The sequence below is a fragment of the Mesorhizobium sp. CNPSo 4670 genome (genome assembly GCF_057784235.1).
In genome coordinates this window covers 212121-226732 of record NZ_JBWJFQ010000003.1, presented here as the reverse complement: position 1 = coordinate 226732, position 14612 = coordinate 212121, and the positions used below count along the sequence as shown (strand labels likewise).

17 protein-coding genes are annotated in these 14612 nt (G+C 64.4%); 11 read left to right on the top strand and 6 right to left on the bottom strand.

The annotated features are described in order from the left end of the window. The first annotated feature begins 21 nt into the window (after nt 1–21). The 7 genes from ku to AC0ZT5_RS07370 all read left to right on the top strand — a co-directional run bounded on the left by ku (nt 22) and on the right by AC0ZT5_RS07370 (nt 6725). Complete coding sequence (gene ku, locus AC0ZT5_RS07400) at nt 22–930, top strand: non-homologous end joining protein Ku (protein WP_488495887.1); 909 nt, start codon at nt 22–24, stop codon at nt 928–930. Beyond that, on the top strand, nt 927–2042 hold the full coding sequence (locus tag AC0ZT5_RS07395) for a tetratricopeptide repeat protein (protein WP_488495886.1): 1116 nt from the start codon (nt 927–929) through the stop codon (nt 2040–2042). Before ku ends, AC0ZT5_RS07395 begins: the two co-directional genes overlap by 4 nt. Before the next feature lie 5 nt (nt 2043–2047). Beyond that, on the top strand, nt 2048–2728 hold the full coding sequence (locus tag AC0ZT5_RS07390; RefSeq protein ID WP_488495885.1) for a hypothetical protein: 681 nt from the start codon (nt 2048–2050) through the stop codon (nt 2726–2728). Nucleotides 2729–2958: 230 nt separating this feature from the next. After that, on the top strand, nt 2959–3603 hold the full coding sequence (locus AC0ZT5_RS07385; protein ID WP_488495884.1) for an alpha/beta hydrolase family protein: 645 nt from the start codon (nt 2959–2961) through the stop codon (nt 3601–3603). Nucleotides 3604–3607: 4 nt separating this feature from the next. Beyond that, on the top strand, nt 3608–4378 hold the full coding sequence (locus tag AC0ZT5_RS07380) for an exodeoxyribonuclease III (protein ID WP_488495883.1): 771 nt from the start codon (nt 3608–3610) through the stop codon (nt 4376–4378). Nucleotides 4379–4523: 145 nt separating this feature from the next. Next, nucleotides 4524–6131: a WD40 repeat domain-containing protein gene (locus AC0ZT5_RS07375; protein WP_488495882.1), complete on the top strand. Its 1608-nt coding sequence runs from the start codon at nt 4524–4526 to the stop codon at nt 6129–6131. Between the two features lie 42 nt (nt 6132–6173). Next, the gene (locus AC0ZT5_RS07370; protein ID WP_488495881.1) at nt 6174–6725 is read left to right on the top strand and encodes an isochorismatase family protein; all 552 of its coding nucleotides are present in this window, start codon (nt 6174–6176) and stop codon (nt 6723–6725) included. A gap of 378 nt (nt 6726–7103) precedes the next feature. Here the strand turns inward: AC0ZT5_RS07370 and AC0ZT5_RS07365 are convergent, their stop codons facing one another. Next, on the bottom strand, nt 7104–7310 hold the full coding sequence (locus AC0ZT5_RS07365) for a hypothetical protein (RefSeq protein ID WP_477283100.1): 207 nt from the start codon (nt 7308–7310) through the stop codon (nt 7104–7106). Nucleotides 7311–8178: 868 nt separating this feature from the next. Here AC0ZT5_RS07365 and AC0ZT5_RS07360 point away from each other — a divergent pair. Then, complete coding sequence (locus AC0ZT5_RS07360; RefSeq protein ID WP_477226733.1) at nt 8179–8481, top strand: DUF1236 domain-containing protein; 303 nt, start codon at nt 8179–8181, stop codon at nt 8479–8481. A gap of 124 nt (nt 8482–8605) precedes the next feature. On the opposite strand, the gene yghU is transcribed toward AC0ZT5_RS07360, so the two are convergent. Beyond that, nucleotides 8606–9472, bottom strand: a complete 867-nt coding sequence (gene yghU, locus AC0ZT5_RS07355; protein ID WP_488495880.1) for a glutathione-dependent disulfide-bond oxidoreductase — start codon at nt 9470–9472, stop codon at nt 8606–8608. A gap of 241 nt (nt 9473–9713) precedes the next feature. On the opposite strand from yghU, the gene AC0ZT5_RS07350 reads away from it, so the two are divergent. Then, on the top strand, nt 9714–10619 hold the full coding sequence (locus AC0ZT5_RS07350; RefSeq protein WP_477283110.1) for a S1C family serine protease: 906 nt from the start codon (nt 9714–9716) through the stop codon (nt 10617–10619). 20 nt (nt 10620–10639) lie between these two features. Beyond that, entirely contained in the window at nt 10640–11548 is a 909-nt protein-coding gene (locus tag AC0ZT5_RS07345; protein ID WP_488495879.1) for a LysR family transcriptional regulator, read from the top strand. Nucleotides 11549–11620: 72 nt separating this feature from the next. On the opposite strand, the gene AC0ZT5_RS07340 is transcribed toward AC0ZT5_RS07345, so the two are convergent. Together AC0ZT5_RS07340 and AC0ZT5_RS07335 are read right to left on the bottom strand one after the other, a co-directional pair. Beyond that, the gene (locus AC0ZT5_RS07340) at nt 11621–12349 is read right to left on the bottom strand and encodes an SDR family oxidoreductase (protein ID WP_488495878.1); all 729 of its coding nucleotides are present in this window, start codon (nt 12347–12349) and stop codon (nt 11621–11623) included. 135 nt (nt 12350–12484) lie between these two features. Then, nucleotides 12485–12946, bottom strand: coding sequence for a MarR family winged helix-turn-helix transcriptional regulator (locus AC0ZT5_RS07335; RefSeq protein WP_488495877.1), 462 nt, complete (start codon nt 12944–12946; stop codon nt 12485–12487). A 65-nt stretch (nt 12947–13011) separates the two neighbouring features. On the opposite strand from AC0ZT5_RS07335, the gene AC0ZT5_RS07330 reads away from it, so the two are divergent. Further along, nucleotides 13012–13485: a cupin domain-containing protein gene (locus AC0ZT5_RS07330; protein ID WP_488495876.1), complete on the top strand. Its 474-nt coding sequence runs from the start codon at nt 13012–13014 to the stop codon at nt 13483–13485. A 21-nt stretch (nt 13486–13506) separates the two neighbouring features. Here AC0ZT5_RS07330 and AC0ZT5_RS07325 read toward each other — a convergent pair whose 3' ends face one another. Both AC0ZT5_RS07325 and AC0ZT5_RS07320 read right to left on the bottom strand, forming a co-directional pair. After that, nucleotides 13507–14112, bottom strand: a complete 606-nt coding sequence (locus AC0ZT5_RS07325) for a hypothetical protein (protein ID WP_488495875.1) — start codon at nt 14110–14112, stop codon at nt 13507–13509. A gap of 92 nt (nt 14113–14204) precedes the next feature. Beyond that, on the bottom strand, nt 14205–14549 hold the full coding sequence (locus tag AC0ZT5_RS07320) for a VOC family protein (RefSeq protein WP_488495874.1): 345 nt from the start codon (nt 14547–14549) through the stop codon (nt 14205–14207). Between the last annotated feature and the right edge of the window lie 63 nt (nt 14550–14612).

The window sequence follows — 14612 nt, the reverse complement described above, 5'->3', positions numbered from 1 at the left end:
ATGGCCGCGTAGGAGTGTTTCATGGCGCCCAGGGCAAGTTGGAAAGGTTACCTCAAGCTCAGCCTCGTCAGCTGTCCGGTGCGGCTATACCCCGCCACCAGCGCGAGCGAGCGCATCAGCTTCAATCAGCTGCACAAGAAGACCCACAACCGCATCAACATGAAGCCGGTCGATCCTGAACTGGGGCTGGTCGAGCGCTCGGATCTGGTCAAGGGCTACGAATACGAGGACAAGCAGTACATCATCATCGATGATACCGATCTCGACGCGGTGCGCATCGAATCCAACCACACGATGAACATCGAGGCCTTCGTCGATGAGGGCGAGGTCGACGTCATCTATCAGGACGCGCCCTATTACCTGGCGCCCGATGGCGCGATGGCGGAGGAAACCTTCGCCGTACTGCGCGAAGCGATGCGCAAATCCGGCAAGCTGGCGATCGCCCGGCTAGTGCTCTCCAGCCGCGAGCGCGTGGTCACGATCGGCGCGCGCGAGAACGGCATGTTCGTGTGTACGTTGAGGAATCCGAGCGAAGTGCGTGGCACGGCTGAATATTTCGGCAATATCCCGGCCGGCAAGCCAGACGCGGAAATGCTGCAACTGGCCGAAGCGCTGATCAAGCAGAAGGAAACGACCTTCGATCCGAAGAACTACGAGGATCGCTACGAGATCGCGCTGATGGCGATGATCCGCGAGAAGCTGAAGGGCCACAAGCCGATCATCGCTGCCGCCCCCGAGCGCGGCAATGTCATCAATTTGATGGACGCGCTGAAGGCCAGCCTGTCGCAGTCGAAGCCGCCGGCCAAGTCGAAGAGCAAGGCTGACGAGGTCGCCAAGCCTGCGGCCAAGGTCAAGGCGGCAGCAGGCGGTGCGGCTGAAAATCCGCTGAAGGCCAATCTGCTGAAGGCGGTCGGCAAGAGCAAGAAATGACGGCACAGGCCGGTTTGGTCCCCGGCGCCGTCTTCGGCACGATCGGCGCGCTGGCGGCGTTTCCGCTCAGGCTGGCGGCACGCGAGGTCGAGCGCCAGCACGGCCAGTTGCGGCGCGGTGTCACCAGGCGCACCACGCATGTCGTGTTCGGGCGGACCCATCTGGCAAAATCCGGCGATGCCGAGATCAAGCGCCGCGTCGCCGCCGAGCGCGCCGCCGGACGTACGCCGATCAGCGAGAACGGTTTCCTGCGCCTGCTCGGGCTGATGAAGGCGCCGGAGGCGTCCTCGCTCTCCAGGCAATCACTGATCGAGCAGTCGCGGCTGTCAGGCGCCGACCTCGACCTGTTGTCGCTGTTCGATGCTTTCGAGCATGACGGCGAACCCTATTCTTTCCGAGACCTGATCCTGGCGCGCAAATATGCCGGGCTGGTGGCCGGGGGCGCAACGTGGGGCGCGATTGCGCGCTCCGTGCATCGCTCGGGCCCGGTGGCTTCGCTGACCGCCAAGTCGCTCAATGTCGGCTCGCAGCGTGGGCGGCCCGACGCGATCTATCTCGAGGGCGGCCAGAGCGAGCTCGACGGGCAATTGCTGTTCGATCTGGGCAACGCCGGTTCAGAGGGCGACGACACGCTGGAAGAATTGTTCGCCGAGGCCGAAGCGGCTGAGGGGGGCGGCGACCATCACGGAGCAGCCGCGCTCTACCAGCGATGTCTCGCCATCGATCCGAGCGATGCCATTGCCGCCTTCAACCGCGCCAACTGCCTGCGCGCCGGCGGGCACGGGAGGGAAGCAGCGCACGACTATGCGCGCGCGATAAAGCTCGACCCGGCCTTCGTCGAGGCGTGGTTCAACCTCGCCGGGCTGATGAGCGAGCAAGGCCGCGAGGCTTCGGCGCGACGGCACCTGCAGAAGGCGATCGCGCTCGACAAGAACTATGCCGATCCGGTGTTCAATCTGGCCCGGCTGGAATTCGACGCCGGTAATCTGCTGGAGGCCCGCCGCAACTGGGCGCGCTATCTCGAACTCGACACGGATTCCGAATGGGCGCGCGTGGCGGCCAAGGGGGTACAGTTCGTGGATCTGCAACTGGCGCAGAAGTCGGCGGGGTGAGGGGCGTGGTCCTCGATTCAAAAACCATTCGAACAAAGGTTGCCGAAGAACTCCATGCCCGCCTCGGCGCGAAATGGTTCAAGCCGGACAGTGGCAAGCTCTTGGTCAAATCTGCAGACAGTCAGACGGACTTCAGCATCGAGTTGGATTGCTACACGGACCGCCGGTACGGGGAGTATGACTGCTCGATCGCCGCTGTCTTCAAGTGGAAGAAGTTTGCCAAGCTGTGGAAGGATTTTGACGCCTGGTATGAAGTCAAGGATCCAAGTTCGGCCCAGTTCAAAACCCAAAGCGCTCGGCGATCGAGCAAATCATTTCTCAGGGTAGGGCTCGATGCCATTGACGGCGATTTCGTCAGAAGTCGTGGCTCGTTCTGGGTGGCAGATGAAGGTGATCTCGATGCGTTCATAGCCCGGTGTGCCGCCGACCTCGACGGCAAGGTCGGTGAATGGATCAGGAGATGGTTCATCTGGCCTTCGGCGCTGGAGGTGATGAACGGCAATAAGCAGTTGTGTGGATCATGGCGCTACACAGCCTATTTCTGCTTGCTGGAGCAAGTTCATGGGCGCGAAGCCGCATGCACATGGATAGGCGGTATTGATGCCGCCGGCTGGCCCGGATTGCTGGCCGCGCAGGTGGAGTATTTGCAGTCGCAGGTTTGCAGTGGAGTCTCCGGGCAATCATAGCGATTGCCCGAACAAAGGATCGCTATGGTCGCGCTTGAACACCCCCCTCTGGCCTGCCGGACATCTCCCCCGCAAGGGGGGAGATCAGCAGCTTTAACGCTCCGCTCGTCTTCCAACGTTGATGGTTGGCGAAAGCGATGGCGACAGCCAATCTCCCTCCTTGCGGGGGAGATGGCCGGCAGGCCAGAGGGGGGTGGGACTGAACGCGACCTTTCAGGGAGGGCCGCCACATGACCACCTTCCTCTTCGACGGCCCTGACACCGCCTCCGTCACCATCCTGCTCGCCCATGGCGCGGGGGCGCCGATGGACTCGGCCTCGATGACGGCCACCGCCAAGGCGCTGGCAGTTGCCGGGTTCCGCGTTGCGCGCTTCGAATTTCACTATATGGCCGCCCGCCGCTACGGACATCGCAAGCCGCCGCCGCGGGCCGAGACGGTGAACCCGGAATATGTCAAGGCGATCGCCGACCTCAGGGCGAAGGGCGTAACCGGCCCGATTATCATCGGCGGCAAGTCGATGGGCGGGCGCGTCGCCTCGATGATTGCTGACGAGATGTTTGCCAAGGGCGAGGTTTCGGGCCTGCTGTGCCTCGGCTATCCCTTTCATCCGCCGGCCAAGCCGGAGCAGTTGCGGACCAAACATCTGGCCGACCTCAAGGCGCCAACGCTGATCTTCCAGGGCACGCGCGACGAGTTCGGGACGCAGGATGAGGTCGCGACTTATGCGCTCTCCGACCAGATCGAGATTATCTGGCTGGAGGATGGCGACCATGATCTCAAGCCGCGCAAGAGCATCTCCGGTTTCTCCACCGCCGATCATCTGAAGACACTGGCTGAGGCTGTGAAGGCGTGGACGGGCCGGATCGTTTCCTGAGCCGATGAAGATCGCCTCCTTCAACATCAACAACATCAACAGCCGGCTGGACAATTTGCTGGCGTGGCTGGTGACGGCAAAACCCGATGTCGTCTGCCTGCAGGAGCTGAAGGCGCGCGACACGCAGTTTCCGCGTTCGGCATTGGCCGCGGCAGGCTACGGCGCGGTGTGGAAGGGCGAGCCGACCTGGAACGGCGTCGCCATCCTGGCGCGGGGCTCGGAACCGGTGCTGACCCGCGACGTGCTGCCCGGCGACGATGCCGACAAGCAGAGCCGCTACATCGAGGCGGCGGTGAACGGCATCGTCATCGCTTGCCTCTATGCGCCTAACGGCAACCCCCAGCCTGGCCCGAAATTCCAGTACAAGCTCGCCTGGCACGAACGGCTGGAGGCACACGCCGAGCAGCTGTTGGATACCGGCCTGCCGGTGGTGCTGGCCGGCGATTACAACATCGTGCCCGAGCCGCGCGACATCTACGCCACCCGCTCCTATGACGACAATGCGCTGGTGCAGCCGGAAAGCCGGGCGTCCTTCGCCCGCCTGATCGAGCAGGGCTGGACCGACGCGCTGCGCAAGAAGCACCCGAAGGAGACGCTCTATACGTTCTGGGATTATCGCCGCAACCGCTGGCCGCGCGACGCGGGGCTCCGGCTCGACCATATCCTGCTGTCGAAGACACTGTCGCGCCGTCTCACCGCCGCCGGCATCGACCGCGAGGTGCGCGGGCAAGACGGCGCCAGCGACCACGCGCCGGTCTGGGTGGAACTCAGATGAGCGCGGGGTAAACTTGCCGGGAGCCTCGACGCCGCCCCTTTCGCATGCGCCATTTTGCGAACACCTTTTCCACTGGTAATCTCATGAACTGAACTGTGCGGCGTGCCACGCAGGGCGAAAGTTGCGATGGCGCCGAGGGGGGGCGATGAACAGAGTCGTCGACAGGCTGATTGCAATCATCCTGCTGGTGATGGCCGTAGCTTGCGTCTGGCGCGCCTATCTGGTGCTTGGCGATGCAGTCGTCGTCTGGCGGGGTGTCTCGTCGTTCGCCGGGGATCCCGCCTCGATGCGGTTGGCCGCATTGCTGGCGGCGGCACTCGCTTGCCTGCTTGGCGCGCTACTGTTCTGGGCCGGTCTTCTGCCGGGGCGGCCGAACCATCAGGCCGGCGCGCCGCTGTTCGGCCGCGCGGCCGAAGTGCAGGACACCGGCAGGCCCGGCCTACGCAAGGCGTTTCTCGCCCTGCCCTTGGTTGTGCTTGCGGTGCTGGCCGTCGACCGGTTCGGCCCCTGGCATGATCGCGATGGCGAGATTGCCAGCCAGCCCGGCGAACCCAAGCCCGTCGCGCCCAAGCAGAATGAACCCAAGCCTGCCGAGCCGAAGGGGCAGGACGTCGCCAGCGCGCCGCCGGCCCAAGAGCCGGCAGTTCCACCGGCAGCCGCGCCGCCGGCGCCATCTCCACCCGCCCCACCACCGGAAGCGACCAACCCGCCGCCGACTCCGCCTGCGCTCGCGCCTCCGCCACCGCCAAACCCGCCGACGCCCGCCGCACCGACGCCACCGGAGGTCGCGGTCATTCCGCCACCGACTGTCGCGCCGCTGCCCCCGGCTCCGCCACCGCTGCCGACTGAGCCGGAGGGCCATCGCGACGCCGTCGTCTGGCTGGCGGTGGCGCCCGACGGCCGTTCGATCATGAGCGCCAGCACCGACCACACGATCAAGCTCTGGGACATCGCCGGCAAGCACCTGATCCGCACCCTAGGCGCCCACAAGGACATGGCTCGCACCGCGCTGTTCATGCCCGATGGCGTCAGCGCGCTGACCGCCGGCGACGACGGCGAGATCGTGCAGCGGAAACTTTCCGACGGCGCGGTGCTGCATGTCTTTTCGGCGGGCGAGAATGGCGGTGTCAACAAGCTGGCGATGAGCCCCGACGGCAAACGCGCCGTGACCGGCCACGGGACCGGCAATGTCATCGTCTGGGACCTCGAGAAGGGTGCCGTGCTGCATGTGATGAGCGGGCACGACTGGTCGGTCAGTGCGGTGGCCGTCTCGCCCAATGGCACTCGGGCCGTCTCAGGCAGCATCGATGGCACGCTCAAACTCTGGGACATCGACAGCGGCAAGCAGCTGCGCAGCTGGCATGGGCATGAGCAAGGCACCTACGGCGCGGTGTTCACCGCCGACGGCCACCATCTGATCACTGGCAGCGGCGACTACACGATCAAGCTCTGGGATCTCGACAGCGGCCGCGAATTGCGTCGCTTCGAGGGCCATGAGGGCACCGTCTACACGCTGGCGCTGTCGGCCGACGGCAAGCGCCTGGTTTCCGGTTCGCTCGACGGCACGGCGCGCCTGTGGGACATGGAAACCGGCAACCAGATCGCCATGTTCGACAGCCAGACCGGCCCGATCTATGCGGTGGCCTTCGCCGCCGACGGCACGGTGCTGACCGGCGGCTATGACCGTACCATCCGCGACTGGCCGGCCGCAGGAGGCGACGGCGTGGTGCTGTTTGCGGGCGCGCCGGGGTGAATGCAATCTTGATCACCTTGCCCGTCGTGCTATGTAAAAACCATGTCAGCATCCAGCCTCGCGGACAAAGCGCCGCTCATCGTGATCGACCTGCAGACAGGCATGTTCGACGGCGTGCACGAGCCACCGATCCATGACGCGTCAGCCATTGCCGAGCGTGCCCGGGCGGTGATCGACTGGGCGCGGCGCGGCGGGCGCAAGGTCGCCTTTGTCAGGCATGACGGACCGGCGGGCGATCCGCTGGCACCCGGTGAACCGGGTTGGCCGGTGTGGCCCAATCTCGGTCAGGCCGTAGACGAGCCGACTTTCGCCAAGAGCGTCCGCAATGCCTTCAGCAATGCAGCCCTTGGCGACTGGGTAGCTGAGCAGGGCGTAGGTGCTGTCGTGCTGCTGGGTGCGCAGACCGATTTTTGCGTGGCTGCGACCATCAAGGGCGCGATGGCCAAAGGGCTCGGCGTCACCGTGGTCTCCGATGCGCACAGCACATTGGACAGCGCCAGTGAGAGCGCCCGGCAGATCATCGATCGCCATAATGGCGAGTTCGCCGAGGGCGGCGTCAATCTGGTGACGACGAAGGCGCTGGTCGGCGGCTGAAGTTGTAACGAATTTCGCGGCAGGCTGATCGTCGCTTCGCGCCACGCCATGTCCGCTGTTGCGGATCGGAAGATACCGCCAAGGGCATGCCGTGGTCGACGCGGACGAGGGGGCGCATTGTTGGGATGGCTCGGGCGCCCGCGTCAACCAGGGCGGCTCGTACCGCCGCATTGACACCATTGCACATCGCCCGCCGGCCGACACTTCCGCGAAAGCGGAATAGGCCGGGACCAAAGTGCAGATTCGGCGTCCTGGTCACCACGGCGTGAAACAGTTTCTCGTTCTTGCCGCATCGGACGATTTTCCTCAACGCCAAACTGGCCGGCGGGTCGCTGTCGATTCGAATAGGGCTGGATGTTCCGCCGAGCGCGGGCCCGATCAGTTTGCCGCACTGCGATCGGCCGCCTGAATCGATCGGGCGGGAACGGACGACAGCGCACGTTGATCCGACGGCTGCTCGTTGAGGTAGAGCGCGCCGCCCAGGACGAGAAACACCATCCCCACCGCCATCAATCCCACCATCAGCACGGCAATCGCCGTGACCGGGCCGTTGCCTGTTTTGACGATGGTGGATCGATGCGGCATCGTTCTGTCCTCCCGATATGGATCCGGCGGCGCCGGAGACATCGCGACAAACGACAGCCAGGGCGAGATGTTCCCTTCTCCGGACTTCAATCCGGGCCACATCGGCCGTTTGCGTTTTCGTCTAGGACCAAGGTCTTAGGTGTCCGCCGCAAAGGTCCGAGGGGCCCTGTTCGGTTCCGGCAATGTGCATTGGACGTTCCGGTATTTTAGTCAAACGCGATATAATGACGCGGTCGTTTCGCGGGGCCAGGATCGGGAAAAAACTTAGCCGGCCAAGCGTCTTCCCCGCAATCGCGGCACCGAAAATGGCCCCCGCTGGCAGCCCTGACATCACGGCCACAGCGCGGCAACGGCCGCCAATGCAGGGGCGCCACGGCGGCGCAGGATGCCAAGGCTGGAACCAAGCGCCGGCGCTTCGCGTTTTGAGTGTGACCTGTGAGGACTGCCACCTCGGCCACACCGTCTAAGGCCCGCTTTGCTCCCAGCAAGGCGGGCCTCTTTCGTGTCGGAGCTTTCGGCGAAAACAAGAAAGGCGGCTGGAACGACACGGTGCGCTCTACGTTGGCTAGGCAATGAAAATATTGAGGCCGATCCAGCCTGGCGACGGCCTTTGAAGCCCATGCCATGGGGCGTTCTCCCGTGACGCGTGTAGCTCTTGGCAGTTCTGTGTGCGATTCAGCACCGATCTGCATAATTTATCTACGAACTCCGGAAGCTTTTTTGCCTCTTCGACCGATAGTTGTATCGACAAGTGTCAATATCAGGTCGATTTCGTGACGCTTTCAATTCGGGAATTGAAATGGAACCTCAAGGTGGTGGCGGAGTTTTCATCTCGGGCGGAATTCTGATGAATACATTGGAGGCTATGATGAAACATTATCTTTCGAGTGCTGCGGCCGCGATCGTCCTGATGGGCGGTATTGGCGTGGCGATGGCGGAAAACGTCGTCGTCGTCCAGCCTGAGCAGGAGACGGTCGTCCGCCAATACATCAAGAAGGAGCCGCTTGCGTCGGTGAACCTGCTGGGCGTTGAACTCAAGCTCGGCTCGTCGGTGCCCGACACGGTCGAATTGCGGCAGGTGCCCGACGTCAAATATCGCGTCGCGGTGATCAATGACCAGACCGTCCTGGTCGATCCAGAGACCCGCCAGATCGTCGAAGTCCTGCACTGAGTGAGGCCCGACGCACAGGGTCCGACACACCGGGATTGCCCGCGTTGGGTTGTCTTGGGAGGAGCCCGTCACCAGACATTCGCGTCGGTGGCGGGCTTTCCTTTGAGGCAGGCTTTGCCGTAGCCTATTCGGCGGCCAGCTTGTCCTGCGTGTTCGTCTCAAAATCGCGGGCGTCGTGGCGCTCATGCAACTGCATGGCGGGTTCACCGAAGGCGCGGTTGACCATGCGGCCGCGCTTGACCGCCGGGCGTGCGTCGATCGCCTTGGCCCAGCGCTGAACGTGCTTGTACTCCTGCACGGACAGAAACTCGCCGGAATCATTGTACATGCGGCCGAGCGCCAGCCCGCCATACCATGGCCAAACCGCCATGTCGGCGATGCTGTAGTCCTTGCCTCCGAGATATTCGGACTCGGCAAGCCGACGGTCGAGCACGTCCATCTGGCGCTTCACCTCCATCGAGAAGCGGTCGATGGCATATTCGAACTTCTCAGGCGCATAGGCGTAGAAATGGCCGAAGCCGCCGCCCAGATACGGCGCCGAGCCCATCTGCCAGAACAGCCAGGACAGCACCTCGGCGCGGGCCGGCTGCTCGGTCGGCAGGAATTCGCCGAATTTTTCGGCGAGATAGACGAGGATCGAGCCGGATTCGAAGATGCGCACCGGCGTCTTGCCGCTGCGGTCCATCAAGGCGGGAATCTTGGAATTGGGATTGACGTCGACGAAGCCGCTGCCGAACTGGTCGCCATCGTTGATGCGGATCAGCCAGGCATCATATTCGGCGCCCTTGTGGCCGCGCGCCAGAAGCTCCTCCAGCATGACGGTCACCTTGACGCCGTTCGGCGTCGCCAGCGAATAGAGCTGCAGCGGGTGCTTGCCGACGGGCAGGTCCTTGTCATGCGTTGGCCCGGCGATCGGCCGGTTGATGCTGGCAAAGGCGCCGCCATTCGCCTTGTTCCAGGTCCATACTTTCGGCGGGGTGTAGTCGGTCATCTCAGGGCCTCGTGGGGAAGGATGGGCAGGTCGCATTACAACTAGGGTTTCAGATGGGGAAGTTCAACTTGCGTTGAACTATTGTTGACGGAGGCGCCGTTTTCCCTTCCCCTGTGGGGTGAACCAGCCGGTTCGCGAAGCGAATTCGTCGTGCCCGTGGCCGCGCGAACCGCTTCTCACCCCTTGCACCATCTCGCTTGCGGCATACCTATAGAAATATCACCTATCCAGGAATGACAGCATGACCATCAATCCCAATCCGCGCTCGGTCGTTGCCGTACGGGCCACCGTTCCGGAGGATGCCTTTACGGCGGGTGCCTTGGGCACGCTCAGGGAAGGCAGCGGCGTCGTTATCCGCGCAGACGGGCTGGTGCTGACCATCGGCTATCTCATCACCGAAGCGGAAGAGGTCTGGCTGACCAGCCATGACGGCCGCGTCATCCCGGCGCACGCGCTCGCCTATGACCAGGAATCGGGCTTCGGCCTGGTGCAGGCGCTGGCGCCGCTCGGCCTGCCGGCGGTGGCGCTGGGCGATGCCGGCAAGGCCAGGATCGGTGACGCCGTGGTGCTGGCCGACGGCGTCGGCCAGTCGGTGCAGGCCAGGATCGTCACCAAGCAGGAATTCGCCGGCTATTGGGAGTATTTGCTCGACGAGGCGATCTTCATCGCGCCCGCGCACCCGTCCTGGGGTGGTGCCGGGCTGTTCGGCGCCGACGGCTCGCTGCTCGGCATCGGTTCGCTGCGCCTGCAGATGAGCCGCAACGGCGAGGTCGCCGACATCAACATGGTGGTGCCGATCGACCTTTTGCCGCCCATTCTCGACGATCTCCTGACGCGCGGCCATGTGGCCAGGCCTCCGCGCCCGTGGCTCGGCGCTCTGTCGGCAGAAAGCGACGGCAAGGTGGTGGTGATGAGCGTCACCGAAGGCGGCCCGGCCGCCAAGGCCGGCCTGCGGCAGGGCGACATCATCTCCGACATTCGTGACGGCGCGGTCGATGGGCTGGCCGATTTCTATCGCAAGCTGTGGGAGAGCGGCTCGGCCGGCGCGGAGATCCCGATGCGGGTGCTGCGCGACGGCCGCGAAACCTGGCTGCGCGTCAAATCGGCCGACCGCGGCAGTTTCCTCAAGAAGCCGCAGCTGCAGTAGGCATCGGCCAGGGCATTTCGTTGCATCACAGATTGCTCAAGACCTTCCTCGCGGTGGCGCGGAGCCGCAACATCACGCGCGCCGCCGAGACGGTTCATCTTGCGCAATCGAGTGTCAGCGACCAGATCCAGTCGCTCGAGGCCGAGCTTGGCGCTGCCCTGTTCACGCGCTCGAAAACGGGTCTCGACTTGACGCCGGCAGGACTGGCGCTGAAGCCCATCGCCGCAGACCTGTTGCGGCTCGATGGCGAGGCGCGCGCGGCCGTGCAGGCGGCTGCCGGACAGACCAGCGGGGCACTGACTATCGGCGCGCTGGAGACGATCGCGTCGGCCCGGCTGGCACCATGGCTGCCGGGGTTTCAGGCCCGCCATCCCGACATTACCGTGCGCATGAAGGTGGCCGACAGCGGCGCGCTGCGGCACCTGCTGGAGGACGGCGACATCGACGTCGCCTTCTGCTTCGACCGTCGCGACGACGGCGGCTCCGGTGACCATTTCGCCAGGCGCACGATCGCGGCCGAACCGCTGGTGCTTGTCGCGGCCCCGGGGCAGGGTCCAGCGCCATCAGATCTGGCTGCGCTTGCCTCGTTGCGCTTCGTGGCAACGGAGCCCGGATGCATCTACCGGCACATGTTCGACACCGCCTTCGCCGAGGCGAGCATCGCCGCGCCCAGGCTTGCCGCAGAGGTCGGTAGCATCAGCACCATTGCGCGGCTGGTGGCGGCCGGCGCGGGGCTGGGCCTGGTGCCGCGCCTTGCCGTCAGCGAGGCGCTGGCACGTGGCGACCTCGTCGAAATGCAGTGGCCCGGCCAGATGCGGACGGCACCGCTGGCGATGATCTGGCGACGCCGGCGTGTTCAGCCACCGGCGCTCAGGCAGCTTCTTGCCGCTGCGCGGGACACGCTAGAGCCTGCCACGGAACGCCCTTAAACCAGTTCAGAGCCTGATCGGCGAACTGCTCCAAAGCCTTGCTTTAAAAACAACTCCTGGCACCGGGCCATCCTAGACAAGACGGTGGCCGCCCTCGACATGCAGCGTCGTTCCCGTGGTGAAACCATTGCCGATCAGGAAGAGGATGGCGTCGGCGATATCGTCGGGTTGGCCGATCCTGCCGACCGGCAGCCGTTCGGCCATCGCGGCCAGCATCTCGGCCTTTCTGTCACCGGCGACCTGCGCCCAGATCGTGGTGTCGACCCAGCCGGGTGACACGGCGTTGACGCGGATTGGCGCGAGCTCCACGGCGAGCGCCCGCACCAGCCCTTCGAGCGCCGCATTGACGGCGGCAACGACGGCGCCGCGTGCTGCCGGCCGATAGGCGGCGATGCCGGAGACGAAGGTCATCGACCCGGCGGGGCCAAGCCGTGGTGCGCCATGCTTGGCGAGCAGCAGCGGGCCGTAAAGCTTGCTCTCCACCATCCTTTGCGCTGCCTTCAGGTCAAGCTCCGGCAACAGCCGGTAGGCGCCTTCGATGTCGGCGGCGGTGCTGACGACATGGTCGAGCCCGCCGATCCGCGCGAACAGCTCGGCCACCTGGTCTTCTCGCGTGATGTCGACGGCGGCCACCTCCAGGCCAGCAGGATTGCCAAGCGCCTCGCGTGCCTGCCGCAGCCGGTCCTCGTCGCGCCCGGCGATGACGGTCTCGGCGCCCGCCTCGACGCATCGCCGCGCCAGCGCCAGACCCATGCCGGAACCGCCGCCGACGATCAGGATTTTCTGGTTTGAAATGCTCATTTCGCTCTGCCTTTGTTTGGATGAACAAGGGCAGGGGATTGGCAGTTTGGTGTGAGCCAGGGAAACGGAAGATATCGATGGCGCTATCGGTAATGCCGATGGAAGCGCGGCCGCGCAGAGTCGGCTGGTGGCCGCTCAGCGCGCCAGCGGGCTGTCCCAGACGACAAACAACAGCGCTTTCAGCTGGGCAAAGCGTTCCGGTCCGAGCTCGGTGCGCCACTCTTCCTCGATGTCGCGCAGGATATCGACCATTTTCCAGAAGGCGGCGTGTCCGCGTTCGGTGGACCGCACCACGCGCGCGCTGCCTTCGCCCGGAATGTCGGAGCGCGCCAGATAGCCGTAACCTTCGAGACTGCTGAGCAACTGGTTGATGGCCTGCTTGCTCATGCCTGCGCGCTCGGCGATGGTGCTTGGGCGCGCGCCGTCCGGCCCGGGAAACTGCAGCACCGCCATATGCGGCAGGCGTAATTCGTCGAAGCCGGCGGCGTTGAGCTCCTTGATCAGCCGGCGCTGGATCGCCTGGGCCGGCACGCGCAGCAGCGCGCCGATCAGCAGATCCTCGGTCCTGGTCTGGAGAACTTCGGTAGAGGTGGCCATTGACGATCCGGTAAATTGAGTTTACTTATGGGCGGTAAATGTAATTTACTCGGGGAGCTTATGCAATGCCAGTCTTTGATCTTCAGGTCAATCCAGCCAACGAAACCATCGGTACTAAGGGGCTATCGGTTCGCTTCCTGGTGTCAGGCGACAGTTCGAACGGCAGCGTCGCCGCCTTCGAATTGATGGTGCCCGGCGCGCAGCGGCTGCCGGCGCCGGCGCACAGCCACGACCACTACGAAGAGACGATCTACGGCGTCGACGGGGTGTTGACCTGGACCGTCGACGGCAAGGCGATCGAGGTTGGGCCAGGGGAGGCGCTGTGCATCCCACGCGGCGCCGTTCACCGGTTTGACAACAATGGCACCAGGGATGCCAAGGCGCTTTGCGTCATCACACCGGCGGCGATCGGCCCGGACTATTTTCGCGAGGCCTTTGCGGTGCTCAATGCTGCCGCCGGCGGCCCGCCGGACAAGCTCAAAATGATGGACATCATGCGCCGGCACGGATTGACGCCGGCAGCGCCGCCACCGACCTGAAGCCGGTCGAAGAGACGCCGGTCACCCATCGCAAGCGCTGAAATCAGCACCCGGGTTCCAGTCCTTGAAGGCGACGGTCCGGCCTTCCACCGACACAGTCCTGTGCTTCGAACTGCCGTCCGGCTGCGTCTTGCTGCTGGTCCCCTTGCCGGTCAGCACATTGTACTCACAGGGGCTGGCGACATTGTCCTGCTGGAAATCCTCGTAATCATAGTGGGCGACGATGAAGGCACCGTTGCGCCAGGCGATGGTCAGCGTCATGTTGGTCCGCTGGCCGCCGATCGGCATCGCCGGAAGATAGAACTTGATCGAGCCGTTCGGCAGCATCGTCAGTTCCGGCTCGGTGTCTGAAATTTCGTAGCCCGGCCGGTCGTAGCCGTTCCATTCGCCGAGGATCTGCTCGTGCACGGTTTCGACGGGCTTGAGGTAATTGTGCTCCTTGTCCCTGAGGAAGAAGTGGATGTCCATCGGACTGCCGGGCTGGGTCTCGACCACCATGGCAAGGTCGACGGCGCCGTCGCCGTTGAAGTCGCCGGTCACCGCCGTGATGATTTTCAGGGTGTCGATCGGTTCGCCGAGGGCAGCTGTGGGAAACAGCATCGCCAGGGCGACGAGCAGAGATTTCATGATGTGTCCCCCAAGCGTGTGGAACAGGACCATGGCAGGTCTGCGAGATTTCGACAGCGGGGTGGAGGAAAATATTTTCGGCCAAGTGCGCCCTAGTCGCGTTGCGCACTTGCAAACACCACCAGGTTCCCGTCGGGGTCGTGCATACGCATGATGTAGAAATCGTCGGCTTCCTCGATCGGGCCGGGTTCGAGGCCGGCGCCCACCAGTCGCTGCCGCTCGGACGCCAGCGGCAGCACGCCGAGCGTCAGCGTGCTGGTGCCGGCCTTGTCCTTGTCCTCGAAGAGCTGTACCTCGGCGCTGTCGCTGAACTGCCATTCGGCCAGGCCCGGCATCGGCCGGCGCAGCGGCGCCTTGCCGAAGAGCTTTGCATACCAGCCGATGCTGGCTTCGAGGTCGGCGCAGCTGACATGGGCGAAGATGGTCTGGATTGTCATCGGGAACCTCCATCCGGCGGTTGCACTGAAGCCGGAACGCGGCGATGGGTGGTGCGTTCCATC

Bases quoted from the DNA above. Each gene is read 5' to 3' on its own strand.
- ku (WP_488495887.1), top strand. From the start codon at position 22: ATGGCGCCCAGGGCAAGTTGGAAAGGTTACCTCAAGCTCAGCCTCGTC.
- AC0ZT5_RS07395 (WP_488495886.1), top strand. From the start codon at position 927: ATGACGGCACAGGCCGGTTTGGTCCCCGGCGCCGTCTTCGGCACGATC.
- AC0ZT5_RS07385 (WP_488495884.1), top strand. From the start codon at position 2,959: ATGACCACCTTCCTCTTCGACGGCCCTGACACCGCCTCCGTCACCATC.
- AC0ZT5_RS07380 (WP_488495883.1), top strand. From the start codon at position 3,608: ATGAAGATCGCCTCCTTCAACATCAACAACATCAACAGCCGGCTGGAC.
- AC0ZT5_RS07375 (WP_488495882.1), top strand. From the start codon at position 4,524: ATGAACAGAGTCGTCGACAGGCTGATTGCAATCATCCTGCTGGTGATG.
- AC0ZT5_RS07370 (WP_488495881.1), top strand. From the start codon at position 6,174: ATGTCAGCATCCAGCCTCGCGGACAAAGCGCCGCTCATCGTGATCGAC.
- AC0ZT5_RS07365 (WP_477283100.1), bottom strand. From the start codon at position 7,310: ATGCCGCATCGATCCACCATCGTCAAAACAGGCAACGGCCCGGTCACG.
- AC0ZT5_RS07360 (WP_477226733.1), top strand. From the start codon at position 8,179: ATGAAACATTATCTTTCGAGTGCTGCGGCCGCGATCGTCCTGATGGGC.
- yghU (WP_488495880.1), bottom strand. From the start codon at position 9,472: ATGACCGACTACACCCCGCCGAAAGTATGGACCTGGAACAAGGCGAAT.
- AC0ZT5_RS07350 (WP_477283110.1), top strand. From the start codon at position 9,714: ATGACCATCAATCCCAATCCGCGCTCGGTCGTTGCCGTACGGGCCACC.
- AC0ZT5_RS07340 (WP_488495878.1), bottom strand. From the start codon at position 12,349: ATGAGCATTTCAAACCAGAAAATCCTGATCGTCGGCGGCGGTTCCGGC.
- AC0ZT5_RS07335 (WP_488495877.1), bottom strand. From the start codon at position 12,946: ATGGCCACCTCTACCGAAGTTCTCCAGACCAGGACCGAGGATCTGCTG.
- AC0ZT5_RS07330 (WP_488495876.1), top strand. From the start codon at position 13,012: ATGCCAGTCTTTGATCTTCAGGTCAATCCAGCCAACGAAACCATCGGT.
- AC0ZT5_RS07325 (WP_488495875.1), bottom strand. From the start codon at position 14,112: ATGAAATCTCTGCTCGTCGCCCTGGCGATGCTGTTTCCCACAGCTGCC.
- AC0ZT5_RS07320 (WP_488495874.1), bottom strand. From the start codon at position 14,549: ATGACAATCCAGACCATCTTCGCCCATGTCAGCTGCGCCGACCTCGAA.